Raw genomic sequence first — 25,555 nt, 5'->3', positions numbered from 1 at the left:
TGGCATGATGCGGGCTTCCTGGGTTTGCTGCTGCCGGCTGCTGTTTCAGCGCAGCAGGCAGGGCTTCTTGTTGTCGAATTTCCAGCCGGGGATCAGATATTGCATGGCGATGGCATCATCGCGCGCGCCCAGCCCCATGCCGCGATACAGCTGATGCGCGGCATCCAGTTCGGCCAGGTCGAGCTCGATGCCGAGACCGGGTTTTTTCGGCACGTTTACCATGCCGTCGACGATTTGCAGCGGCTCCTTGGTCAGGCGCTGGCCATCCTGCCAGATCCAGTGGGTATCGATGGCGGTGATGCTGCCGGGCGCGGCTGCCGCCACGTGCGTAAACATCGCCAGCGAGATGTCGAAATGATTGTTGGAGTGAGAGCCCCAGGTCAGCCCCCATTCATGGCACATTTGCGCCACGCGGACCGAACCCTGCATGGTCCAGAAATGCGGATCGGCCAGCGGAATGTCGACCGATTGCAGCTGGATCGCGTGGCCCATTTCACGCCAGTCGGTCGCGATCATGTTGGTGGCGGTCTGCAAGCCGGTCGCCCGCCTGAATTCCGCCATGACTTCGCGTCCGGAAAAACCGTTCTCGGCGCCGCATGGATCTTCGGCATAAGCCAGCACGGCATGCTGGTCGCGGCACAGGCGGATTGCATCCTTGAGCAGCCAGCCGCCATTCGGATCGAGCGTAATGCGGGCTTGCGGGAAACGCTCCGCCAGCGCCGTCACGGCTTCCATTTCATCTTCCCCGCGCAGCACGCCGCCCTTGAGCTTGAAATCGTTGAAGCCGTAGCGTCGATAGGCAGCTTCCGCCAGTGCCACCACCGCTTTGGCGTCGAGCGCCGGCTGATGGCGCAGGCGTAGCCAGTCGTCGCCGGCGTCCGGTTCGCTGGTGTAAGGCAGGTCGGTGGCTGTGCGATCGCCAATGTAAAACAGGTAACCCAGCATCTTCACAGCCTCGCGTTGCTGGCCTTCGCCCAGTAAGGCCGCTACCGGCACCCCGAGGAATTTTCCCAGCAGGTCGAGCAGCGCGGCTTCGAGCGCCGTCACTGCATGGATCGCGATGCGCAGATCGAAAGTCTGCAAGCCGCGGCCGCCGGCGTCGCGGTCGCTGAATGCCGTGCGGGCACTGTTCAGAACAGCCTGATAGTTGCCGATGGCCTTGCCAAGCAGCAGCGGGCGGGCATCTTCGAGCGTTTGCCGGATGCGTTCGCCGCCGGGCACTTCACCGACACCGGTATTGCCGGCGTTGTCGGTGAGGATCACGATGTTGCGCGTGAAATAGGGGCCGTGCGCGCCGCTCAGATTGAGCAGCATGCTGTCGCGCCCGGCGACAGGCACCACGCGCATGTCGACGATGAGGGGGGTACTCGGTACCGGAAGCTGCGTGCTCGATGATGTCATGTAAGGCTGCCTGTGGCTAAGTGGATATGGACTCGGGTGATGCTGCCGGCATTCGCGTCGCATTGCCGCGAACGGCCGCGCTTGGCATGGTTTTGGATCCGGATTTTCACAAAATGGGACCGCTACCAATTCAAATGGTAGCGGTCCCATTTTTGACTGTCAACGCTTATTTTTGAAACGAGGGGGTTAAACGCTGGCGCGCTCTATGATGGTGAAGCCGATGTCGCAGACCGGTTCGGCGACGCTTTTGCCTTCGGAGCGGGCGATGATGAAGCGCGCAGCGGTGCTGCCGATTAGCGTGCCGTCGATGCGCACCGTGGTTAGCGGCGGCTGCAGATCGCGTGAAAAACCCAGGTCACCCAGGCCGATCACCGCCAGCTTTCCTGGAATGGCGATGCCGCTGGCTTGCGCTTCAATCATGACGCCAAGCGCCAGCATGTCAGAGCTGCAAAACACAGCGTCGATATCGGGTGTATGCGCCAGCAATTTTTTCAGCCCGCTGCGGCCGTTGCCTATCGTGGTGGGCGCGGCTACTTCGCAGGAGGGAATGTCGCTTACTTGCGCCGACGCCATGCCGAGCCGGATTGCTTCTTTGGAAAAAGCGCTGATGCGGCGCCGGCTGCGGTCGTCGTTGGCGCCGATAGCGGCAACCCGGCGGCGGCCGGCAGCATGGAGGTATTGCGCCACCGCGATGCCGATTTTTTCATGGGAAAAGCCAACCAGCATGTCTACCGGGGTAGGCGTCAGATCCCAGGTTTCGACCACCGGAATGCCGCTCGCCAGCAAGCGCCGGCGTGCCTGCGCCGAACGGTTGATGCCGGTCAGCACGATGCCGTCGGGCCGGCGGCCGATGATGGCGTCGAGCAGGGCGTCCTCGCGCGAATTTTCATAACCGCTCTGGCCCAGCATGACCTGATAGCCCGCTGCGGCCAGGGTATCGGTCAGCGATTCCACGGTCTCCAGGAACATCGGGCCGGACAGGGTGGGAACCACCGCCGCAACCAGGCGGCTTTTCTGTGACGCCAGCGCACCCGCGAGCAGGTTTGGCACGTAGCCGGTTTGCTGTACCGCGGCCTGGACTTTCTGCAGCACCTTGGAGGAAACTGCATCCGGCGTGTTCAGCGCGCGCGAAGCCGTGATCGGCGCCACGCCGGCCAATTTGGCCACGTCGCGCAAGGTAAAGCCGCCGGTTTTGCGGCCGCCTTTGCGGCGGGCCGTGACATCGGCAACGACTGAATTCAGCAGGGTTTCTTTTTCCATTGTGAAATTTTAACACCAATGAAAATGATACCGTTACCATTTTGCGAATTACCATGCAAATCTGTCGCGTCGGGTGGGATTAGTCCGCTACAATCCGGACTGGATTTTCCCTATGCTGCGGAATTCCAATCATAATAAAAATCTTTGAAAATACGCACGGGACAGGGTTCATGCCAGAGATATCAACGCTAAAGCTAAATACGCGGCAGCAAGAGTTGTTGAGTTATGTGCAACGCGACGGTTTTGTCACGGTAGAGCATCTGGCCACGCGTTTCCAGATCACCCCGCAGACCATCCGGCGCGACATCAATTTGTTGGCGGAAATGAACCTGTTGCAGCGCTATCACGGCGGCGTCGGCTTGCCGTCCAGCGCCGAGAATATCGCGTATGGCGCAAGGCAGGGTTTGTATTCGGAGGAGAAGCGCCGCATCGCTGCCTTGGTGGTTGAACATATCCCTGACCAGGCAACGCTCTTCATCAATCTCGGCACCACCAATGAGGAAGTCGCGAAGGCGCTGAGCCGGCGCCGCAATTTGCGTGTCATTACCAATAATCTGAACGTGGCCGCCATCATGAGCGGCTATCCGGGCTGCGAGGTGATCATCACCGGCGGCGTGGTACGCGCCCGCGACCTGGGCATTACCGGCGAAGAAACCATCGATTTCATCCGCCGTTTCAAAGTCGATTTCGGCATCATCGGCATCTCCAGCATTGAAGCCGACGGCACTTTGCGCGATTTCGATTATCGCGAGGTGCGGGTTTCAGAAGCCATCATCGAGCATTCGCGTACCGTGTTCCTGGTCGCCGATCACTCGAAATTCTGGCGGCCTGCGCTGGTACGGCTTGGCGATATTTCGAAAATCAATGCGCTGTTTACCGACCGGCCGGTGCCGGCAGCGATGACCAGCATTTTCGAAGAAGCGAAAATCGATGTGTTTGTAACCGATAGCGGCGAATCAACAAGCTAGTTAGCATTTATTCCGGCTGCAATTCCGTCAAAAAAAAATAAAAATACGCCTGCTTGAGGTCTGCCGGCGTATTTACCCACTTGTGCGCCATTCGTGCGCCGCAGGGCGCTTCTCATCACTCCCCCTTCGTCAACGCAGCGGCTTGTGCCGCCTCTGCCCTCGATCGCCATTTTCAGCTCGCCCGATCGAGGTGCGGACATAGTGCTTATCTATAGGTAATTAAGTTTATTCCTATTAAGTAATTGCTTTTAATAAATATAAATGATTATCTATGTTCGAATTCGAACAATATACTTTCGAATATAAATATTTTATGATGTGCGGTGACATTGCAGACAAACGTGTTGCTATTCAATAACAGTGGAGTTGTCCGATGAGCGAGTTACCGACACAAGGAGATAGCTGTGGCATCAGGTGAAATTGTTGATTTGTTGGTGGTGGGCGGCGGCGTTAACGGCGCCGGAATAGCGCGCGACGCCGCCGGGCGCGGATTGAGCGTGTTGCTTTGCGAACAGGACGACTTGGCTTCGCACACTTCTTCGGCCAGCACCAAATTGATACACGGCGGCTTGCGCTACCTGGAGCATTACGAATTCGGCCTGGTCCGTAAGGCCTTGCAAGAGCGTGAATTGCTGCTGCGCCTGGCGCCGCATATCATTGCGCCGTTGCGCTTCGTGATGCCGCATGTATCGAGCTTGCGGCCGGCCTGGATGATACGCGCCGGCTTGTTTTTATACGACCACCTGAGCAAGCGCGAACTGCTGCCAGGTTCGCGATCTGTCGATTTCCGCAAGCATCCGGCCGGCGCGCCGCTGAAAAAAAACTTGAGCAAAGGCTTTGTTTATTCCGACGCCTCGGTGCAAGACGCGCGTCTGGTGGTGCTTAACGCGATGGACGCCAAGGAGCGCGGCGCCACCATCCTCACCAAAACCCGTTTGATCGAAGCCAGGCAAGGCGCGCAATACTGGGACGCCACCTTGCTGTCGACCTTGAGCGGAGGAGTCAGCAAGGTCAAGGCGCGTTGTATCGTCAACGCCGCCGGACCGTGGGTCGCCAGCCTGTTGAATAGCGCCTTGAATACGCCGGCGCAGCATCAGATCCGCCTGGTCAAAGGCAGTCATATCGTCACCAAGCGCTTGTTCGATCACGATCACGCGTATATCTTCCAGAATCCCGACAAGCGCATCGTATTTGCGATTCCGTATGAAACCGATTTCACGCTGATCGGCACGACCGACGTTGAATACAACGGCAACCCGAGCAACGTCGAGATTTCCGACGAGGAAACCGCGTATCTGTGCGAATCGGTGAGCCGCTATTTCGAGGCCGCCGTGACGCCGCAGCAGGTGGTCTGGTCATACGCCGGCGTGCGGCCGCTGCTGGAAGAAGAGATCGCCAATCCATCCGCGGTGACCCGCGACTACCGTCTGGAACTGCGGGCCGAGCAAGGACTGGCTCCGGTGCTGTCGGTGTTCGGCGGAAAAATTACGACTTACCGGCGTCTGGCGGAAGAAGCAATGGAGCATTTGCAACCGCTGTTCGGTTACATGAAAACGCATTGGACGGCGCATGAAGCGCTGCCGGGCGGCGATATCCCCAACGCCGATTTCGCGGAATTCCTGCGTATTTTCCAGCAACGTCACGCCTGGCTGCCTGCCACCCTGGCGACGCGTTACGCACACGCCTATGGCACGCGCACTGCACGCCTGCTGGACGGCATTCACGAAATCGCCGGGCTGGGAGAATTGTTCGGCGCAGATTTATATGAAGCCGAAGTACGCTACCTGATGCGCAACGAATGGGCGCTGACTGCGGACGACATTCTGTGGCGTCGTTCCAAGCTGGGCTTGCGTCTTGACGCCGCTGCCGTTGGTCGTTTGCGGGCCTGGCTGGATGCGCAGCAGGTACAGCCGCCGGCAGCCATGTTCGCTTGAAGTTTTGCCAGGCGAGGTAGCTAGCGTAGTGCTTCGCCGTATTACATCGGAAGATAAAAAAGACGGATCCGGGATTCATCCCGGATCAAAGTCACCCCGGTCCGCGCAAGCGGATTCACCAACCTTGGAGTAGACAAGTTGAAAGATAAATACATTTTAGCCCTGGATCAAGGGACTACCAGCTCGCGTGCGATTCTGTTCGATCGTCAAGGCAATATCGTTTCTTCAGCGCAGAAAGAATTCCGCCAGATCTATCCGCAGCCGGGCTGGGTCGAACATGATCCGCAGGAAATCTGGTCGACCCAGGTTGGAGTTGCCGCCGAGGCTTCGACCAACATCGGTTTGGACGGCACTTCGATCGCCGCCATCGGCATTACCAACCAGCGTGAAACCACCGTGGTCTGGGATCGCGAAACCGGCAAGCCGGTGTACAACGCGATCGTCTGGCAAGATCGCCGCACGGCGGCATTTTGCGATCAGCTGAAGGCTGACGGCCTGGGGGAAACCATCCGTGAAAAGACTGGCTTGCTGGTCGACTCTTATTTCTCAGCCACTAAAATCCGCTGGATACTGAACAACGTCGAAGGCGCACAGCAACTGGCCGATCAAGGGCGCCTGGCGTTCGGCACCGTCGATACCTGGCTGGTGTGGAACATGACACGCGGCAAGCTGCATCTGACCGATGTGTCGAATGCCTCGCGCACCATGCTGTTCAATATCCACACCATGCAATGGGACGACGAACTGCTCAAGATCATGGGCGTGCCGCGCAGCATGCTGCCGGAAGTACGTTCCTCCAGCGAAGTCTACGGTCACACCGAGATTTCCGGCTTCGGTTCCGAAATTCCATTGGCCGGGATTGCCGGCGACCAGCAGGCCGCCTTGTTCGGCCAGATGTGCACGCAACCCGGCATGGTCAAGAATACCTACGGCACCGGTTGCTTCATGATGATGAACACCGGCGCCAAGCCGATCATTTCGAAAAACAATTTGCTGACCACGGTCGCCTGGAAAATCGGCGGTCAGGTTAGCTACGCACTGGAAGGCAGCATCTTTATCGGCGGCGCCGTGGTGCAGTGGTTGCGCGACGGCCTCGGCATCATCAAGACTTCCACGGAAATCGAAGTCCTGGCGCGCAGCGTCAAGAGCAGCGACGGCGTGTATCTGGTGCCGGCGTTTGCCGGCCTCGGTGCGCCGCATTGGAATCCGCATGCACGCGGCACGATCTTCGGCATTACCCGCGGCACTACCTCCGCCCACTATGCGCGTGCTGCCTTGGACAGCATCGCTTATCAAACCATGGATGTCTTGAAGGCCATGGAGGCGGACGCCGGGATCGTGATTCCGGAACTGCGGGTCGACGGCGGCGCCACTGCCAATAATCTGCTGATGCAATTCCAGTCCGACATTCTGGGAGTGGATGTGGTGCGGCCGAAAGTAACGGAAACCACTGCACTAGGCGCGGCCTACCTGGCCGGCCTGGCGGTCGGCTACTGGAGCAGCACCGACGACGTCCAAGGACAATGGCAGCTCGACCAGCGCTTCAAACCGGCGCTGCCGGCAGACGAAGTGCAGGCCAGCATCAAAGGCTGGCAGCGGGCGATTGCAGCGGCGGTGGTTTGGGCAGATTCCTGAGCACAAGTCGGTAGCACACACTGTTAGATGAAAAACAGAACGGAACGCAGATCAGAATCTGTGTTCCTCTCACTTCCTATTTCCGAAAGAGTTCATCATGACTCCCTTTTTAGCTGAATTCGTGGGCACTGCCCTGATTGTCTTGCTTGGCAACGGTGTGGTCGCCAACGTTCTTTTGAGTAAAACCCACGGCAACGGCAGCGGCCTGATCGTGATTACCGTAGGCTGGGCGATGGCGGTGTTTGTCGGCGTTTTTGTTGCAGCCTCGTCCAGCGGCGCGCATCTGAATCCGGCTGTGACCTTGGCGCTGGCGGTGGCAGGCAAGTTTGCCTGGGGCACGGTGCCCGGCTACATCCTGTCGCAGATGCTGGGCGGGATGATGGGCGCTTTCCTGGTGTGGCTGGTTTACCGTAATCACTTTGCCGAGACTGCGGACGGCAATCTCAAGCTGGCGGCGTTTTGCACCGCACCTGCGATTCGCAACACCTTCGGCAATCTGGTTTCCGAAGTGGTGGGTACTTTCGTGCTGGTTTATTGCGTATTGAATATCGCTTCGCCGAAGATGGGATTGGGCGCGCTGGATGCCTTGCCGGTGGCCTTGCTGGTGATGAGCATCGGCGTCTCCCTGGGCGGCACCACCGGTTACGCCATCAACCCGGCGCGCGATCTGGGGCCGCGCTTGATGCACGCCTTGTTGCCTATCCCTGGCAAGCGCAATAGCGATTGGGGTTATGCCTTGGTGCCAGTGGTGGGTTCGATCTGCGGCGGCGTGCTGGCGGCGCTGGTGTATGGCCTGCAAATGGCGCATTGAACAGGTGTTCGATGCCGCCTGCCGGCGGCATCGATTGTTGTATCAAGATCGGCCCGCTGGAAAAGCCGCGGTCGATCCGGAATCTTCCTGCTTTTCCCTGCTTTATTTCACCAACAATTTCTCAATATCCGCCACTAGGGCTTCCGGCTTGGTCTGCGGCGCAAAACGGTCAACCACGGCGCCGTCTTTATTCACCAGGAACTTGGTGAAATTCCATTTGATCCTCTCGCTGCCAAGCAAACCCGGCGCTGCGCTTTTCAGATACTGGTAAAGCGGTGCTGCATGATCGCCGTTGACGTCGATTTTCTCGAACATGGGAAAGGTGACGCCGTAGTTCTTCTCGCAGAAAGCGCCGATTTCCGCGGCCGTTCCCGGTTCCTGGGCGCCGAACTGATTGCACGGAAAGCCCAGCACTTCCAAGCCTTGTGCGCGGTATTTCTGATAAATCTCTTCCAGCCCCTTGTACTGCGGCGTAAAACCGCACTCGCTGGCGGTATTCACGATCAGCAGCACCTTGCCGCGAAACGAAGCCAGCGAGTCAGGTGTGCCGTCCAGTTGATTGACGGTGAAATCATAGATGCTAGTGTCGTTACTCATACGATCCCCAGATGTTCAGTGCCAGCTGCCAGGTCGCGGTCTTTTGCATCCTTGCTGCGCAGCTTGATGGAAAGGCGTAAATCGTTGACCGAATCGGCGTTGCGCAACGCGTCTTCGTAACTGATTTTATCCTCTTCGTACAAATCGAACAGGGCCTGGTCAAAAGTCTGCATGCCGAGCTCGCGCGACTTTTTCATGATTTCCTTGATTTCATGTACATCGCCCTTGAAAATCAAGTCGGAAATCAGAGGCGAATTCAATAGTATTTCCACCGCTACGCAGCGTCCCTTGACGGTTTTCAACGGGATCAGGCGCTGCGAGACAATACCCTTCAGATTCAGCGACAGATCCATCAGCAATTGCGGTCTGCGTTCTTCCGGGAAAAAGTTGATGATCCGGTCCAGCGCCTGGTTGGCGCTGTTGGCGTGCAAGGTAGCCAGGCACAGGTGGCCGGTTTCGGCAAAGGCGATGGCGTAATCCATGGTTTCGCGATCGCGGATTTCGCCGATCAGGATCACGTCCGGCGCCTGGCGCAAGGTGTTTTTCAGCGCCACGCCCCAGCTATCGGTATCGACTCCGACTTCGCGCTGGGTCACGATGCAATTCTTGTGCGGGTGAATGTATTCGACCGGATCTTCGATGGTAATGATGTGGCCGTAGCTGTTCTCATTGCGATAGCCGACCATCGCCGCCAGCGTGGTCGATTTGCCGGAACCGGTAGCGCCGACCATGATCACCAGCCCGCGCTTGGTCATGACGACATCTTTGAGCGTAGGCGGCAGGCCCAGATCCTCGAATTTCGGAATATCGGTGGTAATCGTGCGCAATACCATGCCGACCCGGCCCTGTTGGATAAACGCTGAAGCCCGGAACCGTCCCAGTCCGGCCGGACTGATGGCGAAATTGCATTCCTTGGTTTCTTCGAAATCGGCAGCCTGCTTGTCGCTCATGATGGCGCGCGCCAGTTCCAGCGTATGGACTGACGTCAGCGCCTGGTTCGACACCGGCGTGATCTTGCCGTCGATCTTGAACGCGGGCGGAAAGTCTGCGGTGATGAACAAATCGGAGCCACGTTTGCTGACCATCAGGCGCAGCAAGTCGTGCATGAATTTGGTGGCTTGATCTCTTTCCATATCTTCTTATCCTAATTTACTTGTGGCTTAGCCCGGGAAATTGTCCGGCGTTTTGGCCGCTGCGCGCGCGCTAGCCAGTGAGATCACATTGCGCTTGACCAGTTCGGTCAGGTTGCTGTCGAGGGTTTGCATGCCCATATTACTGCCGGTCTGGATCGCCGAATACATCTGTGCAATCTTGCTCTCACGGATCAGGTTACGGATCGCCGGCGTGCCCAGCATGATTTCGTGGGCGGCCACGCGGCCGGAGCCGTCCTTGGTCTTGAGCAGGGTCTGGGAAATCACCGCTTGCAGCGATTCCGACAACATGGCGCGCACCATTTCCTTTTCTTCGGCCGGGAATACATCGACGATACGGTCTATGGTTTTGGCGGCGGAGGAGGTGTGCAGCGTACCGAATACCAGATGGCCGGTTTCGGCGGCGGTCAACGCCAGCCGGATAGTTTCGAGGTCGCGCAATTCGCCGACCAGGATGACGTCAGGATCTTCCCGCAATGCCGAGCGCAGCGCATTGCTGAATGAATGTGTGTGGGGGCCGACTTCACGCTGGTTGATCAGGCACTTGTTCGATTGGTGGACAAACTCGATAGGATCTTCGATCGTCAGGATGTGCGCGTATTCATTTTCATTGACGTGATTGACCATGGCCGCCAGCGTGGTCGATTTGCCGGAGCCGGTGGGGCCGGTGACCAGCACCAGGCCGCGCGGCTTGAGTGACAAATCGGCAAAAATACGTGGCGCGTTGAGCTGTTCCAGCGTCAGGACTGTGGAGGGAATGGTGCGCAACACCGCAGCGGCGCCGCGGTCCTGGTTGAAGGCGTTGACCCGGAATCGCGCCAGGCCGGGGATTTCAAATGAAAAGTCGCATTCCAGATGTTCTTCGTATGCCTTGCGCTGACCGTCATTCATGATGTCATAGATCATCGAATGCACATCCTTGTGCTCCAGCGGCGGCAGGTTGATGCGGCGCACATCGCCATGAACCCGGATCATCGGCGGCAAGCCTGCGGATAAATGCAAATCGGATGCCTTATTCTTCACCGAAAAAGCCAGAAGTTCGGAAATGTCCATTTATAATCCTTGTGCTGTAATTTGTTTGTTGAAAGGCATCTTTGCCCGAGCATTGCCTGCCGAAACGATTTCGGCAGCTGAATTTTGTAGTTCCTTGCGGCAATTTCCTAAGTCTCCGATTATGTCCTTAATGTCTCACAAGTTGCAAGCCGTCCATGCCAGTATTCAGGCCGCGGCAGCTGCGGTGTCGCGCCGGCCTGACAGTGTCGCATTGCTGGCGGTGTCCAAAACCTTTGGCCCTGAAATGGTGCTGGAGGCGATCGCTGCCGGCCAGCGTGCTTTCGGTGAAAATTATCTGCAGGAAGCGCTGGCAAAAATGGCCGCAGTCGAGCTGGCGTTGCAATCCGGACCGGGCGCTGGAGCGGGCGTCTTGCTCGAATGGCATTTTATCGGTCCGATTCAAAGCAACAAGACGCGTGCGATCGCCGAGCATTTTGACTGGGTGCATACGGTCGACCGTGAAAAAATCGCCCAGCGCCTGTCGCAACAACGTCCGCCGCAGCTGGCGCCGCTGAATATCTGCCTGCAGGTGAATATCAGCGGCGAGGCGAGCAAGAGCGGTTTGGCGCCGCCGGAGGTGCTGGATGTGGCGCGCGCGATTGCAGAGTTGCCTGGGTTGAAATTACGCGGCTTGATGGCGATACCGGAGCCAACCGAAGATCAACAGAAACAACACGCGGCATTCCGCCAGACCAGGGAATTGCTGACGCAGCTGCAATCGGAATTGACGAAACAGCGGCCGGGGCTGCAACTGGACACTTTATCGATGGGAATGTCGGCAGACATGGTGGCGGCGATTGAAGAAGGCGCTACCATCGTGCGCGTGGGCAGTGCAATTTTTGATCGGCGGTTTGGCCGGCAAGGTCACTGAGGGCGCCAACATCCATGTGGTCGATCTGAATCCTGCGACCTTGCAGAATCTGGCGCAACGCTTTGGCGTCAGCACGGCAACCGAAATCGACGCTGCGATCAGCGCCAGCGAAGTGATCGTGCTGGCGGTCAAACCCCAGCAAATGAAAGAGGTGGTTGCCAAATTGCGGCCGTATGTGACAAACCAATTGGTGTTGTCGATCGCCGCCGGGATTCGCGCCGTCGATCTGGCGCGCTGGCTGGATGGCCACGACGCCATCGTGCGCTGCATGCCGAATACGCCGGCGCTGATCGGCCAGGGGATTACCGGAATGGTCGCCACGGCGGGAGTGTCGGCGTCGCAACGCGAGACCGCCGACGTGATCTTGCGTGCGGTGGGCAGCACGGTATGGCTGGATGATGAAGCAAAGATCGATGCGGTGACGGCGGTTTCCGGCAGCGGCCCGGCGTATGTATTTTATTTTATCGAAGCGATGCAGCAGGCGGCACAGGAACTGGGCCTGACTGCGCAACAGGGGATCGAACTGGCCAAGGCAACCTTCGTCGGCGCAGCGCAGCTTGCGGCGCAATCGTCGGAGCCGGTGTCCTTGTTGCGCGAGCGCGTCACTTCCAAGGGCGGCACCACTTATGCTGCGTTGAGCAGCATGGAAACGGCAGACGTAAAGGGGGCGATCATCACTGCGATCAAGGCCGCCGCAACTCGCGGACAGGAATTGGGCGACGAGTTCGGGCGCGATTAGCTGCAGTCAGGAGCGCAACAGCAAAAAAAACAGCGGCAATCGCATCGCGACCGCCGCTGTTTTTTGTTGCTGCCGACAAGCCGTGTTTCAGCTTGTGTCAACAGCTCGTCTCAGATTTTATTTGCTGCGACCAATCACCACGCCCGCCAGCAAACCGATGGCGGCGGCCACGCTGACTGCCTTCCACGGATTGCCGCCGACATATTCATCAGTCACATGGGCAGCGTACTTGGTTTTTTCGACTGCTTTCTTGGTGACTTTCGGCAGCTCTGTCTTAGCCGTATCCAAAGCCGTTTTTAATTTTTCACGCGCCGAGTTGTATCTTTTTTCAGCATGATCATTCGTATCGTCGAGCAGGGTTTCTGCTTCCTTGATTACAGATTTAAGTTCGCCAGCCAGATTGTCGCGCATCTCTTTTACGTTGTCGGTAGTAGCCATATTTGCCTCTTCAATGTGGATTGCGGGGAAAGATGTTGCCTAATATATCACGATAAAACGTGCAATACCGTTGCGGCGTTGTCACCTGAGCGCGTAGTCCAGGGCGATTCCGCCAAATACCGCCGCCCCTAGCCAGTTATTGTGGCGAAAAGCGGTAAAGCAGCCGGTCCGTTCGCGCGTGCGGATCAAACGGTAGTGATACGCGGCGCAGACGACCGCCAGCAGCATGCCGGCGCTAAACCAGCCACGTAAGCCGAATTGCCAGCCTACAGTAAATATTAGTCCCAAACTGAGCGCGTAACAAACCATGATTGCCAGCACATCGTAGCGGCCGAAGGTAATCGCCGAAGTCCGGATGCCGATCTTGAGGTCGTCGTCACGGTCGACCATGGCGTATTCGGTGTCGTAGGCGACGGCCCAGAACACATTGGCCAGCAATAGCAGCCAGGCGGCCGCCGGCACCGTTCCCTGCACGGCGGCGAAACCCATGGGAATGCCGAAGCCGAAGGCGATGCCAAGATAAGCTTGCGGAATCGCGAAGAAACGCTTGAAGTAGGGATAGCTGGCAGCGACGATTACCGCGATTACGGACAATTCCTTGGTCAGCGTGTTCAGCGGCAGGATCAACAGCAAGGACAGCAGTGTCAGCGCCAGCGCAACCATCACCGCTTCCCAGGCGGCGATTTTACCGCTGGTCAGCGGCCGCTCGGCGGTGCGTTTGACGTGCTTGTCGAAATCCCTGTCGGCGAAATCGTTGATCGCGCAGCCGGCTGAGCGCATCAGGGCGGTGCCGATGCTGAAAATCGCCACCAGGGTCCAGTCCGGTTTGCCAGCGGCAGCCAGCCACAAGGCGGCCAGAGTCGGCCAGAGCAGCAGCAGGATGCCGATGGGTTTGTCCATCCGGATCAGCTGGAAGTAGAGTTTGAGACGATTCATTGCAGTATGTGTGATTAGCATTGCCGTCAGCTGGCAACGGAAAAGATGTGAGCGGGAAAAACAGGTGTTGAGGAATGGCGCCAGGCGGAAGCGCTGTTCCGCCCGGGGCATTTAGTCGTTGAGTCAATGAATCAGCCTTCGACAGCGATCGCGTCATGCAACAAGGTCACGCCTTTCAAGCCGCAATCCAGCACGGCTTTTTGCACCGCATCGATGGCGGCATGGCGGGTGAAACTTTTACGCCAGACAATCACCACTCGGCGCGACGGCTCCGGCGCGGTAAACGGCACATACCGCAACATGCCGTCCTTGGCGTCGATATCCGGCACCGAGGCCAGCGGCAGCACCGTGATGCCGATGCCGGAAGCCACCATGTGGCGTATGGTTTCCAGCGACGAGCCTTCAAAGGTGCGGGCAATGCCGTCGCCGGCAGTCGAGAAGCGCGACATTTCCGGACACACTTCCAGCACCTGGTCGCGGAAGCAATGGCCGTTGCCGAGCAACAGCATGGTTTCCGATTTGAGATCCTGGGCGCTGATGCTGGCACGCTCGGCCCAGGGATGGTGCTTGGGCAGCGCCACCACGAACGGTTCGTCGTACAGCGGTTGCACCATCAGCCCATGCTCGGGGAACGGCAGGGCGATGATGGCAGCGTCCAGTTCGCCTTGGCGCAGCAGTTCCAGCAGGCGCACGGTAAAATTTTCCTGAAGTACCAGCGGCATCTGCGGCACTTGCTCGATCATGGTTTTCACCAGCGGCGGCAAGAGGTAAGGGCCGACCGTATAGATGATGCCGAGCCGCAACGGGCCGGCCAGCGGGTCTTTGTTCTGGTTGGCGATTTCGCGGATGGTGGCGGTTTGCTCCAGCACCCGTTCGGCCTGGGCCACAATCTGCGAACCCAGCGGCGTGACTGAAATTTCGGTGCCGCCCCGTTCGAAGATCACCACGCCCAGCTCGTCTTCCAGCTTCTTGATCGCCACAGAGAGAGTCGGCTGCGCCACGAAGCAGGCTTCGGCAGCATGGCCAAAATGCTTGACGCGGGCTACCGCAACGATGTATTTGAGTTCGGTCAGAGTCATGTTGTTATCTTCGCATATTTTTCGATGGAGATTGTATTTCGGTGTTTCTACGCTTTTTTGCGTGCCAGGCGTCACTCTCTGCCACTGCCGGTCAAACCTTCAGAAAATCTTCCCGTCCGCCCAGCCAGCGCGCCAGATGGGCGCTGACGGCGGCCTGGTTGGCCGGCGTCGGATCTTGCAGCAGCGTCTGCGCCAGATCGCGGGCGCGGTCCACCAGCCACTGGTCGGTAGTCAGATCGGCAAAGCGCAACATGGCCTGGCCGGACTGGCGCGCTCCCAGAAATTCGCCGGGGCCGCGGATTTCCAGGTCGCGCCGGGCAATTTCAAAGCCGTCCGTGGTTTCGCGCATGGTCATCAGGCGCTGCTTGGCGATATAGCCGAGCGGGCTTTGGTATAACAACAAGCATACGCTGGCCGCAGAACCGCGTCCAACCCGTCCGCGCAACTGGTGCAGCTGCGACAGTCCGAAGCGTTCCGCATGTTCGATCACCATCAGCGAAGCGTTAGGAACGTCGACCCCGACTTCAATCACGGTTGTGGCGACCAGCACATGGCAGGCGCCGGCGCTGAAGGCATCCATCACTTCCTGTTTCTCGGCTTGCTTGAGGCGGCCATGGACCAGGCCCACGCGCAGATCGGGCAGGGCCTCGACCAGCATGGCGTAGGTTTCGGTCGCGGTTTGCAATTGCAAGGCTTCCGATTCTTCGATCAGCGGGCAGACCCAGTAGGCCTGGCGGCCGTCCTGCACCGCCGCATGGACCCGGGCGATTACTTCATCGCGCCGCATCTGGTCGACCGCGCGGGTGACGATCGGCGTGCGGCCGGGCGGCAATTCATCGATGACCGAGATTTCCAGGTCGGCGTAATAGGTCATCGCCAAAGTGCGCGGGATGGGGGTGGCGCTCATCATCAACTGATGCGGCACCACCGCTGCCGTGCTTTTGATATCCTGCACGGTCTCATTGCCGCCGTTTTCGGAAGTGGTTTTATTGCGCAGCGCCAGCCGCTGGCCGACGCCGAAGCGATGCTGTTCGTCGACGATCACCAGCCCCAGCTTGGCAAATTGCACGCTGTCCTGGATCAAGGCGTGGGTGCCAATGACTAGTTGTGCTTCGCCCGATTCGATCATGGCCTGGGCCGCCAGTTTCTCTTTCTTTTTCAGACTGCCGGTGAGCCAGGCGACACGCACGCCGAGCGGCTCCATCCAGGCCGCAATCTTGCGGAAATGCTGATCCGCCAGGATTTCGGTAGGCGCCATCAGCACCGCCTGATAGCCGCTGTCGATGGCTTGCGCCGCGGCCAAGGCGGCTACCACGGTTTTACCGCTGCCGACATCGCCTTGCAGCAAGCGCTGCATGGGGAAGGAGGCGCGCAGGTCAGTGCTGATTTCGGCCACCACCCGTTGCTGCGCCTTGGTCAAGGTGAATGGCAGCGTGTTCAGGAAGGCGGCCGACAATTGTCCCGCCACCGGCAGCGCCCGGGCATTCTTGGCGCGGCGTGCGACCTGGGCGCGTTTCAATGACAGCTGCTGGGCCAGCAATTCGTCGAATTTCATGCGCACCCAGGCCGGATGGGAGCGATCCTCCAAGGCATGTTCATCGACGTCCGGCGGCGGGTTGTGCAGCAGGCGCACCGCGCTTTCGAATGGCGTCAGTTGCTGGGCTGCCAGTTGCGCCGGCGACAAGGTATCGCGCCATTCGATGTGTTGCATGGCGTCGGCAATCGCTTTGCGCAGGAAAGCCTGCGACAGGCCTTCGCCGGCGGGGTAGACCGGGGTCAGGACATCCGGCAGCGGTGCGCCCTCCAGCACTACTTTGTAATTGGGATGGACCACCTCGGCGCCGAAAAAACCGTGACGGATTTCACCGCGTGCGCGCACTCGCGTGCCGACCGCCAGCTGCTTGGTCTGGCTGCCGTAGAAATTCAGGAAGCGCATCACCAGCTGGCCGCTGTCGTCGGCAATGGTCACAATCAATTGCCGCCGCGGCCGGTACTGGATATCGCAAGCTGTGACGACACCCTCGACTTGCGCTACGCTAGTACCCATCATGCCAGCTTGCTGGATGGTGACGATCTCGGTTTCATCCTCATAGCGCAGCGGCAGATGCAAAACCAGGTCCATGTCCGAGCGCAGCCCCAGCTTTTCCAGCTTGCTGGCGCGGGTGTTGGCGGCCGGAGCGGAAGGGACGGTAGCGGCAGGTTTTCGCTTCGGAGCAGGCATATCAGACAGTTAATCAGGCAGTTAATTAGATGGTTAACCAGTGGCTGCGGGCGGCAGGGCGTAAAATAGCAGGTTTGCTCATAAAAAAGCATCCCGTTGCTGCATCCCTGTTTTGCATGGATTTCAGCGTTTGCCATTGTAAAGCCTATAGCTGCATTGGCAAGTTGAGCCTAATTTCATTATTTATTCGAGCATGCATTCTCTTTCCGATTACGATTTCGAGCTGCCGCCTGAGCTGATCGCGCAAACTCCCTTGCCGCAGCGTAGCGCCTCGCGCCTGCTGCATATAGACGGCGAACAATTCATCGACCGCCAATTCGCCGACATTGTCGATCTCCTGAACCCGGGAGATTTGCTGGTGTTTAACGATACCCGGGTACTCAAGGCGCGCTTTTTCGGCATCAAGGAAACCGGCGGCAAGGTCGAGGTGCTGGTCGAGCGGGTGGTCGACAACCGTACCGTGCACGCTCAGGTGCGCGCTTCGAAATCGCCGCCGGCCGGCGCCAGGATCCGTCTGGCAGAGGCGTTTGATGTCGTGGTCGGCGAGCGCGTCGGCGAGTTTTACACACTGCAATTCCCGGCCGACGTGTTCGAACTGATCGACGCCCACGGCCGCCTGCCCTTGCCGCCCTATATCGAGCACGACGCCGACGCCTTCGATGAAACCCGTTATCAAACCGTCTATGCCAAGCATGCTGGCGCGGTGGCGGCGCCTACTGCGGGTTTGCATTTCGACCAGGCTTTGCTGGAACGCCTGCAGCAAAAGGGTATTGGTTTTGCCTATGTCACGCTGCATGTAGGCGCCGGCACTTTTCAGCCGGTACGCAGCGAGAACCTGGCGGAGCACAAGATGCACAGCGAGTGGTATACGATCGCCGACGCCACGGTTGAGGCGGTGCGCGCGACCAAGGCTGGCGGCGGCAAAGTGGTCGCGGTCGGCACCACTAGCTTGCGGGCGCTGGAATCGGCTTCGCAAACCGGCGTTTTACAGGCCGGCAGCGCGGATACAACCTTATTCATCACGCCCGGCTACAGCTTCAAAACCGTGGATCGTTTGATCACCAATTTCCATTTGCCGAAATCGACCTTGCTGATGCTGGTGTCGGCCTTTGCCGGTTACGACTGCATCCGCGCCGCCTACGCCCATGCCATTGCCCAGCGCTATCGCTTTTTCAGCTACGGCGATGCGATGCTGCTTACCTATAACGTTTGATTCTGATTATTTATTGAAACCTCATTCCATGCTTGAATTCACGCTGCTAAAAACCGAAGGAAAGGCCCGCCGCGGCCGTCTCAAACTCAACCACGGCGTGGTTGAAACACCGATTTTCATGCCGGTCGGCACCTATGGATCGGTGAAGGCGATGTCGCCGCTGGAACTGGTGGAGATCGAGGCTCAGATCATCCTCGGCAATACCTTCCATCTGTGGCTGCGGCCGGGCATGGACGTCATCGAGAAATTCGGCGGCCTGCATAAGTTCATGGGCTGGGACAAGCCTATCCTGACCGATTCAGGCGGTTTCCAGGTGTTTTCGCTGGGAGCCATGCGCAAGATTACCGAGGAGGGCGTCAAGTTTTCTTCGCCGATCAACGGCGATAAATTGTTCCTTTCGCCAGAAGTGTCGATGCAGATCCAGAAAGCCTTGAATTCCGACATCGTGATGCAGTTCGACGAATGCACGCCGTACGAAATCGACGGCCGGCCGGCGACCAGCGACGAGGCGGCGCAATCGATGCGGATGTCGCTGCGCTGGGCCAAACGCTCCAAGAATGAGTTCGATCATCTGGAAAATCCGAATGCGCTGTTTGGCATCGTCCAGGGCGGCATGTACGAGCATTTGCGTGACGAATCATTGGCCGGCCTGCAGGACGTGGGTTTCCACGGCATCGCCATCGGCGGCCTGTCGGTGGGCGAGCCGAAAGAAGAAATGATGCGGGTGCTGGAGCACATCGGGCCGCGTTTGCCGGCCGATAAGCCGCACTATCTGATGGGGGTCGGCACCCCGGAGGATCTGGTGGCGGGGGTCGAGAACGGGGTCGACATGTTCGACTGCGTGATGCCGACCCGCAACGCGCGCAACGGCTGGCTGTTCACCCGTTTCGGCGATCTGAAGATCAAGAATGCGCGTTACAAGGACGATGAAAAGCCGCTGGACGAAACCTGCGGCTGCTACGCCTGCCGCAATTTCTCCCGCGCTTATTTGCATCATTTGCATCGCACCGGTGAAATCCTTGGCGCGCGGCTGAATACGATACACAATTTGCACTATTACCTGGATTTGATGAAAAATATCAGGGCTGCGCTGGATGTAGGGCAGTTCAGCGTATTCGTGAAGCAGTTTTATATAGATCGGGCACGCGGCGTGTAGAAGTTGTCAGTCGCGCAAAAAATGTATTTTTGCAACTATTTTTAAGTAAATTAATCTATGACAGCGGGGCCAACTGCCAAAGCACGCATCGCTGCGGCAGGCTGAGCTGATTTTCCCGGCAAATCCCTGTAAATCCCGGCAATAATGGCAGCAGGCGACATACTAGGCGGTTGTATGCCGCTACCCAATGCTAGAATGCTGGGCTATTTTCAAACTACTACTTGGAGCAACTCGTGTTCATTATTTCCAATGCATATGCGCAAGCTGCGCCTGCGGCTACCGCTGCTACCGGCCCACTGGGCCTGAGCGGCAACCTGACCAGCTTCTTGCCGATCATCCTGATGTTCGTGGTGTTGTATTTCCTGATGATCCGTCCGCAAATGAAGCGTCAGAAAGAGCAAAAAGCCATGATGGAAGCCCTCGCCAAGGGCGACGAAGTCGTCACCGCCGGCGGCATGCTGGGCAAGATCACCAAAGTCGCCGACGGCTATGTCACCCTGGAAATCGCCAGCGGTACTGAAGTTGTGGTGCAAAAGGGTTCGGTCACCACCTTGCTGCCAAAGGGCACAATCAAGACGGCACAGTAATAACGCGCCTGGCTTGATGGAATGAGGGCATCCGGAGCGGATGCTCTCTTGTACTTATCCGGTACAGAAAAGAGCCCTAACGCCATGCGGCAAGGGCGGCCTCAACAAGCAAGAGACTCACCTGACCATGAGACTCGCACAGAACGCTGAATCACTATGAATCGCTATCCTCTCTGGAAATATATTCTGATCGTCATCGCGCTGCTGTTTGGCGTGGTGTACACCATACCGAACTTCTTCGGCGAATCGCCTGCGGTACAGGTGAGCAGCGGCAAATCGACGCTGAAGATCGACAGCTCACTGGCTGACCGCGTCTCGCAAGTTCTGCAGCAAGGCAATTTGCTGGCGGACGGCGTGGCGTTTGAAAACGCCGGCGCGCAAGGTACCGTACGCGCACGTTTTCACGATACCGACACCCAGTTCAAGGCCAAAGCCTTGCTGGAACAGAATCTGAATACCGATCCCACCGATCCGACCTATGTCGTCGCCTTCAACCTGATGCCGAACACGCCGCACTGGTTGCAAGCGCTGCATGCCTTCCCCATGTATCTGGGCCTCGATTTGCGCGGCGGCGTGCATTTCCTGATGCAGGTTGACACCAAGGCCGTCGTCGCTAAGCGCCTGCAAGGCTTGCAAGCCAGCGCCCGCAGCGCCTTGCGCGACAAGGATGTCCGTTACAGCGGCATCAACCGCAACGGCGACGCCATCGAAATCAGTTTCCGCGATCAGGACACGCTCAACAAGGCGCGCGATCTGCTGGCGCCGCAATTGTCGGAAATGCTGATCCAGGTGGCGCCTGCCGTCGCCGGCAGCGATCCGACGCTGACCGCATCGCTGAAACCTGAGGCCTTGAAGCAGATCATCGATAACGGCGTCACGCAAAACATCACCACCTTGTCGAAGCGTGTCAATGAGCTGGGCGTGGCCGAACCTATCATCCAGCGCCAAGGCGCTGACCGCATCGTGGTGCAACTGCCCGGCGTGCAAGACGTCTCGCGCGCCAAGGACATCATCGGCCGCACCGCGACGCTGGAAGTGCGGATGGTGGATGAGTCGGTGACGCGTGGCACCGAAGCTACCGCTGCGGTACCGTTCGGATCCGAACTGTTCAAGGTTGGCAAGAACGCACCGGTGGTGTTGTACAAGGAGCCGGTGCTGACTGGCGATTACATCTCCAACGCTGCCGTCAGCTTTGACCAGAACCAGCAACCTGCGGTGAGTATCGACCTCAACGGCGACGGCGGCCGCAAGATGCGCGACGCTACCCGTGGCAAGGTCGGCAAGGCGATGGCCATCGTACTGTTCGAAAAAGGCAAGGGCGAAGTCCTGACGGTGGCAACCATCCAGAGTGAACTGGGCTCACGCTTCCAGATCACCGGCATGGGTTCGCCGGAAGCCGCTGCCGATTTGTCGCTGCTGCTGCGCGCCGGCTCGCTGGCGGCGCCGATGGAAATCATCGAGGAACGCACCATCGGCCCGCAATTGGGTGCTGAAAATATCAAGAAGGGTTTCGATTCCACCATGTACGGCTTTGGCGTGATTGCTGTGTTCATGGTGATCTACTACATGTTGTTCGGCTTCTTCAGCGTGCTGGCGCTGTCGGTCAACCTGCTGTTGCTGATCGCCGTGCTGTCGACGCTGCAGGCGACGCTGACCTTGCCGGGTATCGCTGCGATCGCCTTGACCCTGGGGATTGCGATCGACGCCAACGTGCTGGTGAATGAACGTATTCGCGAAGAACTGCGTAACGGTAATTCGCCGCAAGCGGCGATTTCGATCGGCTTTGATCGTGCCTGGGCCACCATTCTCGACTCCAACGTAACGACGCTGATCGCCGGCCTGGCATTGCTGATTTTCGGTTCCGGTGCGATTCGCGGTTTTGCGGTGGTGCATTGCCTCGGCATCCTGACCTCGATTTTCTCAGCGGTCTTCGTCTCGCGTGGTTTCGCCAATCTCTGGTACGGCCGCAAGAAGAAGCTGACCAGCTTGTCGATAGGCCAGATCTGGAAACCGAACGCTTGAGTCGAACCTAAAAAATTTCGTCATCCTCGCGAACGCGGGGATCCACGTTACTGAATAAAATGGATTCCCGCGTACGCGGGAATGACGCAGCAGCAGTTATTCGAGGTCGCCCTAAGCTGCGACCACAGTGAACCAAAAGGAATGTGATGGAACTTTTCCGTATCAAAAAAGATATTCCGTTCATGCGCCATGCATTGATATTCAATGTGATATCGGCGCTGACGTTTGTGTTTGCCGTATTCTTCCTGTTCTCGAAAGGCCTGCATCTGTCGATCGAGTTTACCGGCGGTACGGTAATCGAAGTCGCGTATAGCAAGCCGGCCAATATCGAGGGCATCCGCAAGGTGGTTGAGGGTCTCGGTTATACCGACAACCAGGTGACCAATTTCGGTACGGCGAAAGATGTGATGATCCGGCTGCCGGCCAAAAAGGGCGTCAATTCAAATCAGCAAAGCGCTACCGTGCTGGAAGCCTTGAAGCAGCAGGATGCCGATGTTGCATTGAAACGCACCGAGTTTGTCGGACCGCAGGTGGGCGACGAACTGGCGCATGATGGTGTGATGGCGCTGCTGTTCGTGGTGATCGGCATCATGATTTACCTGGCTATCCGCTTCGAATGGAAATACGCGGTAGCGGCGATTATCGCCAACTTGCACGACGTCGTGATCATTCTCGGCTTCTTCGCATTTTTCCAATGGGAATTCTCGCTTACCGTATTGGCGGCGATCCTGGCGGTATTGGGTTATTCGGTGAATGAATCGGTGGTGGTGTTCGACCGGGTGCGTGAAACTTTCCGCGATCGCCGCTTCGGTAAACTGGCGGTCGCCGATGTCATGAACCATGCGATCACCAGCACCATTTCCCGTACCATCATCACCCACGGCAGCACTGAAATCATGGTGTTGTCGATGTTTGTCTTCGGCGGCCCGGCGCTGCATTACTTCGCGCTAGCGCTGACCATCGGTATTCTGTTCGGTATCTATTCTTCGGTATTCGTGGCGGCAGCCGTGGCAATGTGGCTGGGCGTGAAACGTGAAGACATGATCAAGCCGATCAAGGAAAAAGATGAGACTGACGGCGCGGTAGTGTAAAGCGTTGCAGATATAAAAAAACCAGCCTTCGAGGCTGGTTTTTTTTTGGTCTGGCGGTATATGCCGCGCTTTAGATTTTCTTGGCCAGCAAGGCGGCATGTCCAATGTAGTTGGACGGCGTCATGGCCAGCAAATGGTCTTTGGCTTCCTGCGGGATTTCCAGCTTGAGGATGAACTCGCGCAACGCATCTTTGGAGATGCCTTTGCCACGCGTCAGTTCTTTCAACTGCTCGTACGGATTTTCAATGCCGTAGCGGCGCATCACGGTTTGCACCGGCTCAGCCAGCACTTCCCAGGTGGCGTCGAGATCTTCCGCCAGACGGCTCGGATTGACTTCCAGCTTGTTCAAGCCGCGCAGGCAGCTGTCGTAAGCCAGGATCGCGTAACCGAGGCCGACGCCGATATTGCGCAATACGGTGGAGTCGGTCAGGTCACGCTGCCAGCGCGACAGCGGCAGCTTTTCCGACATGTGCTTGAGCACGGCGTTGGCCATGCCCAGGTTGCCTTCGGAGTTCTCGAAATCGATCGGGTTGACCTTGTGCGGCATGGTCGACGAACCGATTTCGCCAGCCTTGGTGCGCTGTTTGAAATAGCCGAGCGAGATGTAACCCCAGATATCGCGATTCAGGTCGAGCAGAATGGTGTTGCTGCGGCTGATCGCATCGAACAGTTCGGCCATGTAGTCGTGCGGCTCGATCTGGATCGTGTAGGGGTTGAAACTCAGGCCCAGGCGCTGTTCGATCACATTCTTGGAGAAGGTTTCCCAATCGAAGTCGGGGTAGGCCGACAGGTGGGCATTGTAGTTGCCGACCGCGCCATTCATCTTGCCCAGGATTTCCACCGCGGCGATACGCTTGACCGCGCGTTGCAGGCGCGCCACGACGTTGGCGATTTCCTTGCCGAGCGTGGTCGGGCTGGCCGGCTGGCCATGGGTGCGCGACATCATCGGCAAATCGGCATTGGTGTGCGCCAGTTCGGTCAGCTTGGCGATCACTTGCTGCAAGGCTGGCAGCAGCACGGTATCGCGCGCTGCTTTCAGCATCATGCCGTGCGAGGTGTTGTTGATGTCTTCCGAGGTGCAGGCGAAGTGGATGAATTCCGAAGCCGCGACCAGTTCCGGCACATCCTTGACTTGTTCCTTGAGCCAGTACTCGACCGCCTTGACGTCGTGATTGGTGACGGCTTCGATGGCCTTGATGCGTTCCGCATCGGTCTCGCTGAAGTCGCTTGCCAGTTTGTCGAGCAGCGCGCTGGCGCTGGCGGAGAAGGGCTTGATCTCGGCGAAACCGGCATTTGACAGGGCTTGCAGCCAGGCAATTTCAACCTTGACCCGGTGATGCATGAAACCGGCCTCGGACAGGATCGGGCGCAGTTTGTCGGTTTTGGCGGCGTAGCGGCCATCCAGCGGAGACAGGGCGGAAAGCGTGGAAAGAGACATGATAATGATGACTATAGAGGTGAGTGAAGGTAAGGCCAGGCCGGCGGGCCGGTTGTTTCTATTTTGCAAAGCACAGCATTGCCGTATGTGCACCAGAACGCTGCTGCATAACGCAATCTGAATAAATCTGGAGTTCGGGCAACAATGCAAGGCAAAAAACAAGCCAAACCGAATTTTACCATTTGCACCGTGGTAAATATGCCGCTTTGCGCGCGGACCGGGTCGGCGATGAACAAAGTCGCTGGAGGCGAATGCTATAATCAGCCAACATTTTTTACCTTAAGTGACATATGAAGCTGATCGGTTCCCTTGGTAGTCCTTTTGTCCGCAAAGTACGCGTGGTGATGGCGGAAAAGAAGCTGGACTACGAGTTTGTGCTGGAAGATGTCTGGGCTGCCGACACCAAGATTCACATTTCGAATCCTTTGGGCAAGGTGCCTTGCCTGGTGATGGAAGACGGCGGCGCCATGTTCGATTCGCATGTGATCGTCGAATATCTCGATACCCTGACACCGGTTGGTAAATTAATTCCGATTAACAGCCGCGAGCGCTCCGAAGTGAAATGCTGGGAAGCGCTGGCTGACGGCGTGCTGGACGCCGGCGTGCTGATCCGCCTGGAAAGCTTGCAGCGCCTTGAAGAACAGCGCAGCCAGGCCTGGGTCGAGCGTCAGCAACGCAAGATCGACGCCGGCCTGAAAGCGATGGCGGCGGGTTTGGCGGAAAAGCCATTCTGCTCCGGCACCCACTATTCGCTGGCCGATGTGGCGGTTGGTTGCGCTCTGGGCTGGCTCAGCTTCCGTTTCCCGGAGATTACCTGGCGCGAAGATTATCCGACACTGGCCAGACTGTTTGAGAAATTGTCCGAGCGTCAGTCGTTCAAGGATACCGTTCCTCAATAAGCAGCGCTCGCCAATGACAGTGGCTAGGGGCCGTCATTGCGCACACAACTACGAC

The 25,555-nt window shown here is 58.0% G+C and carries 22 protein-coding genes; 12 read left to right on the top strand and 10 right to left on the bottom strand.

Features of this window, described 5'->3' with window-relative positions:
• Positions 1-45: 45 nt before the first annotated feature.
• Positions 46-1,401, bottom strand: a complete 1,356-nt coding sequence (gene gudD / locus KHU33_RS01680; RefSeq protein WP_211460773.1) for a glucarate dehydratase — start codon at positions 1,399-1,401, stop codon at positions 46-48.
• Between the two features lie 186 nt (positions 1,402-1,587).
• On the bottom strand, positions 1,588-2,661 hold the full coding sequence (locus KHU33_RS01675) for a LacI family DNA-binding transcriptional regulator (RefSeq protein WP_211460772.1): 1,074 nt from the start codon (positions 2,659-2,661) through the stop codon (positions 1,588-1,590).
• Between the two features lie 170 nt (positions 2,662-2,831).
• Here KHU33_RS01675 and KHU33_RS01670 point away from each other — a divergent pair, with 170 nt between their 5' ends.
• From KHU33_RS01670 to KHU33_RS01655, 4 genes are all read left to right on the top strand, one after another.
• On the top strand, positions 2,832-3,629 hold the full coding sequence (locus KHU33_RS01670) for a DeoR/GlpR family DNA-binding transcription regulator (protein ID WP_211460771.1): 798 nt from the start codon (positions 2,832-2,834) through the stop codon (positions 3,627-3,629).
• A gap of 404 nt (positions 3,630-4,033) precedes the next feature.
• Positions 4,034-5,563 (top strand): glycerol-3-phosphate dehydrogenase, encoded by a 1,530-nt coding sequence (gene glpD / locus KHU33_RS01665; RefSeq protein WP_329956009.1) that lies wholly within the window; start codon positions 4,034-4,036, stop codon positions 5,561-5,563.
• Between the two features lie 138 nt (positions 5,564-5,701).
• Positions 5,702-7,198 carry a glycerol kinase GlpK gene (gene glpK / locus KHU33_RS01660; RefSeq protein ID WP_211460770.1) on the top strand — a complete coding sequence of 499 codons (1,497 nt, stop codon included), beginning with the start codon at positions 5,702-5,704 and terminating at the stop codon, positions 7,196-7,198.
• 97 nt (positions 7,199-7,295) lie between these two features.
• The gene (locus tag KHU33_RS01655) at positions 7,296-8,009 is read left to right on the top strand and encodes an MIP/aquaporin family protein (RefSeq protein WP_211460769.1); all 714 of its coding nucleotides are present in this window, start codon (positions 7,296-7,298) and stop codon (positions 8,007-8,009) included.
• Between the two features lie 102 nt (positions 8,010-8,111).
• On the opposite strand, the gene KHU33_RS01650 is transcribed toward KHU33_RS01655, so the two are convergent.
• From KHU33_RS01650 to KHU33_RS01640, 3 genes are read right to left on the bottom strand one after another with little or no spacing between them, the layout of a single operon-like run.
• Positions 8,112-8,606, bottom strand: coding sequence for a glutathione peroxidase (locus KHU33_RS01650; protein ID WP_211460768.1), 495 nt, complete (start codon positions 8,604-8,606; stop codon positions 8,112-8,114).
• A complete protein-coding gene (locus KHU33_RS01645; RefSeq protein ID WP_211460767.1) occupies positions 8,603-9,739 on the bottom strand; it encodes a PilT/PilU family type 4a pilus ATPase in 1,137 nt (378 codons plus the stop codon). Before KHU33_RS01645 ends, KHU33_RS01650 begins: the two co-directional genes overlap by 4 nt.
• 27 nt (positions 9,740-9,766) lie before the next feature.
• Entirely contained in the window at positions 9,767-10,810 is a 1,044-nt protein-coding gene (locus KHU33_RS01640; protein ID WP_211460766.1) for a type IV pilus twitching motility protein PilT, read from the bottom strand.
• Positions 10,811-10,931: 121 nt separating this feature from the next.
• Here KHU33_RS01640 and KHU33_RS01635 point away from each other — a divergent pair, with 121 nt between their 5' ends.
• Positions 10,932-11,681, top strand: a complete 750-nt coding sequence (locus tag KHU33_RS01635) for a YggS family pyridoxal phosphate-dependent enzyme (protein WP_211460765.1) — start codon at positions 10,932-10,934, stop codon at positions 11,679-11,681.
• Positions 11,641-12,420: a pyrroline-5-carboxylate reductase gene (proC, locus tag KHU33_RS01630; protein WP_329956008.1), complete on the top strand. Its 780-nt coding sequence runs from the start codon at positions 11,641-11,643 to the stop codon at positions 12,418-12,420. Before KHU33_RS01635 ends, proC begins: the two co-directional genes overlap by 41 nt.
• Before the next feature lie 117 nt (positions 12,421-12,537).
• Here the strand turns inward: proC and KHU33_RS01625 are convergent, their stop codons facing one another.
• The 4 genes from KHU33_RS01625 to recG all read right to left on the bottom strand — a co-directional run bounded on the left by KHU33_RS01625 (position 12,538) and on the right by recG (position 17,094).
• The gene (locus KHU33_RS01625) at positions 12,538-12,831 is read right to left on the bottom strand and encodes a DUF883 family protein (protein WP_211460763.1); all 294 of its coding nucleotides are present in this window, start codon (positions 12,829-12,831) and stop codon (positions 12,538-12,540) included.
• A gap of 108 nt (positions 12,832-12,939) precedes the next feature.
• A complete protein-coding gene (ubiA, locus tag KHU33_RS01620) occupies positions 12,940-13,794 on the bottom strand; it encodes a 4-hydroxybenzoate octaprenyltransferase (protein ID WP_211460762.1) in 855 nt (284 codons plus the stop codon).
• Between the two features lie 131 nt (positions 13,795-13,925).
• Positions 13,926-14,873, bottom strand: a complete 948-nt coding sequence (locus tag KHU33_RS01615) for a LysR substrate-binding domain-containing protein (protein WP_211460761.1) — start codon at positions 14,871-14,873, stop codon at positions 13,926-13,928.
• A 91-nt stretch (positions 14,874-14,964) separates the two neighbouring features.
• Positions 14,965-17,094: an ATP-dependent DNA helicase RecG gene (recG, locus tag KHU33_RS01610; protein ID WP_211460760.1), complete on the bottom strand. Its 2,130-nt coding sequence runs from the start codon at positions 17,092-17,094 to the stop codon at positions 14,965-14,967.
• A 193-nt stretch (positions 17,095-17,287) separates the two neighbouring features.
• Between recG and queA the strand changes: the two genes are divergently transcribed.
• The 5 genes from queA to secF all read left to right on the top strand — a co-directional run bounded on the left by queA (position 17,288) and on the right by secF (position 23,163).
• Positions 17,288-18,307: a tRNA preQ1(34) S-adenosylmethionine ribosyltransferase-isomerase QueA gene (gene queA, locus KHU33_RS01605; RefSeq protein WP_211460759.1), complete on the top strand. Its 1,020-nt coding sequence runs from the start codon at positions 17,288-17,290 to the stop codon at positions 18,305-18,307.
• Positions 18,308-18,335: 28 nt separating this feature from the next.
• Positions 18,336-19,463 (top strand): tRNA guanosine(34) transglycosylase Tgt, encoded by a 1,128-nt coding sequence (gene tgt / locus KHU33_RS01600; protein ID WP_211460758.1) that lies wholly within the window; start codon positions 18,336-18,338, stop codon positions 19,461-19,463.
• Positions 19,464-19,696: 233 nt separating this feature from the next.
• A complete protein-coding gene (yajC, locus tag KHU33_RS01595) occupies positions 19,697-20,050 on the top strand; it encodes a preprotein translocase subunit YajC (protein ID WP_211460757.1) in 354 nt (117 codons plus the stop codon).
• Positions 20,051-20,206: 156 nt separating this feature from the next.
• Positions 20,207-22,072: a protein translocase subunit SecD gene (gene secD, locus KHU33_RS01590; protein WP_211460756.1), complete on the top strand. Its 1,866-nt coding sequence runs from the start codon at positions 20,207-20,209 to the stop codon at positions 22,070-22,072.
• A 146-nt stretch (positions 22,073-22,218) separates the two neighbouring features.
• A complete protein-coding gene (gene secF, locus KHU33_RS01585; protein WP_211460755.1) occupies positions 22,219-23,163 on the top strand; it encodes a protein translocase subunit SecF in 945 nt (314 codons plus the stop codon).
• 70 nt (positions 23,164-23,233) lie between these two features.
• On the opposite strand, the gene purB is transcribed toward secF, so the two are convergent.
• Positions 23,234-24,601, bottom strand: a complete 1,368-nt coding sequence (purB, locus tag KHU33_RS01580; RefSeq protein WP_211460754.1) for an adenylosuccinate lyase — start codon at positions 24,599-24,601, stop codon at positions 23,234-23,236.
• Between the two features lie 290 nt (positions 24,602-24,891).
• Between purB and KHU33_RS01575 the strand changes: the two genes are divergently transcribed.
• Positions 24,892-25,500, top strand: coding sequence for a glutathione S-transferase C-terminal domain-containing protein (locus KHU33_RS01575; RefSeq protein WP_211460753.1), 609 nt, complete (start codon positions 24,892-24,894; stop codon positions 25,498-25,500).
• Positions 25,501-25,555: the final 55 nt, after the last annotated feature.

The organism is Collimonas silvisoli, from assembly GCF_018305005.1.
GTDB lineage: Bacteria > Pseudomonadota > Gammaproteobacteria > Burkholderiales > Burkholderiaceae_D > Collimonas > Collimonas silvisoli.
Note: the sequence above shows the minus strand (reverse complement) of the source record. Positions and strands in the feature narration are given on the sequence as shown.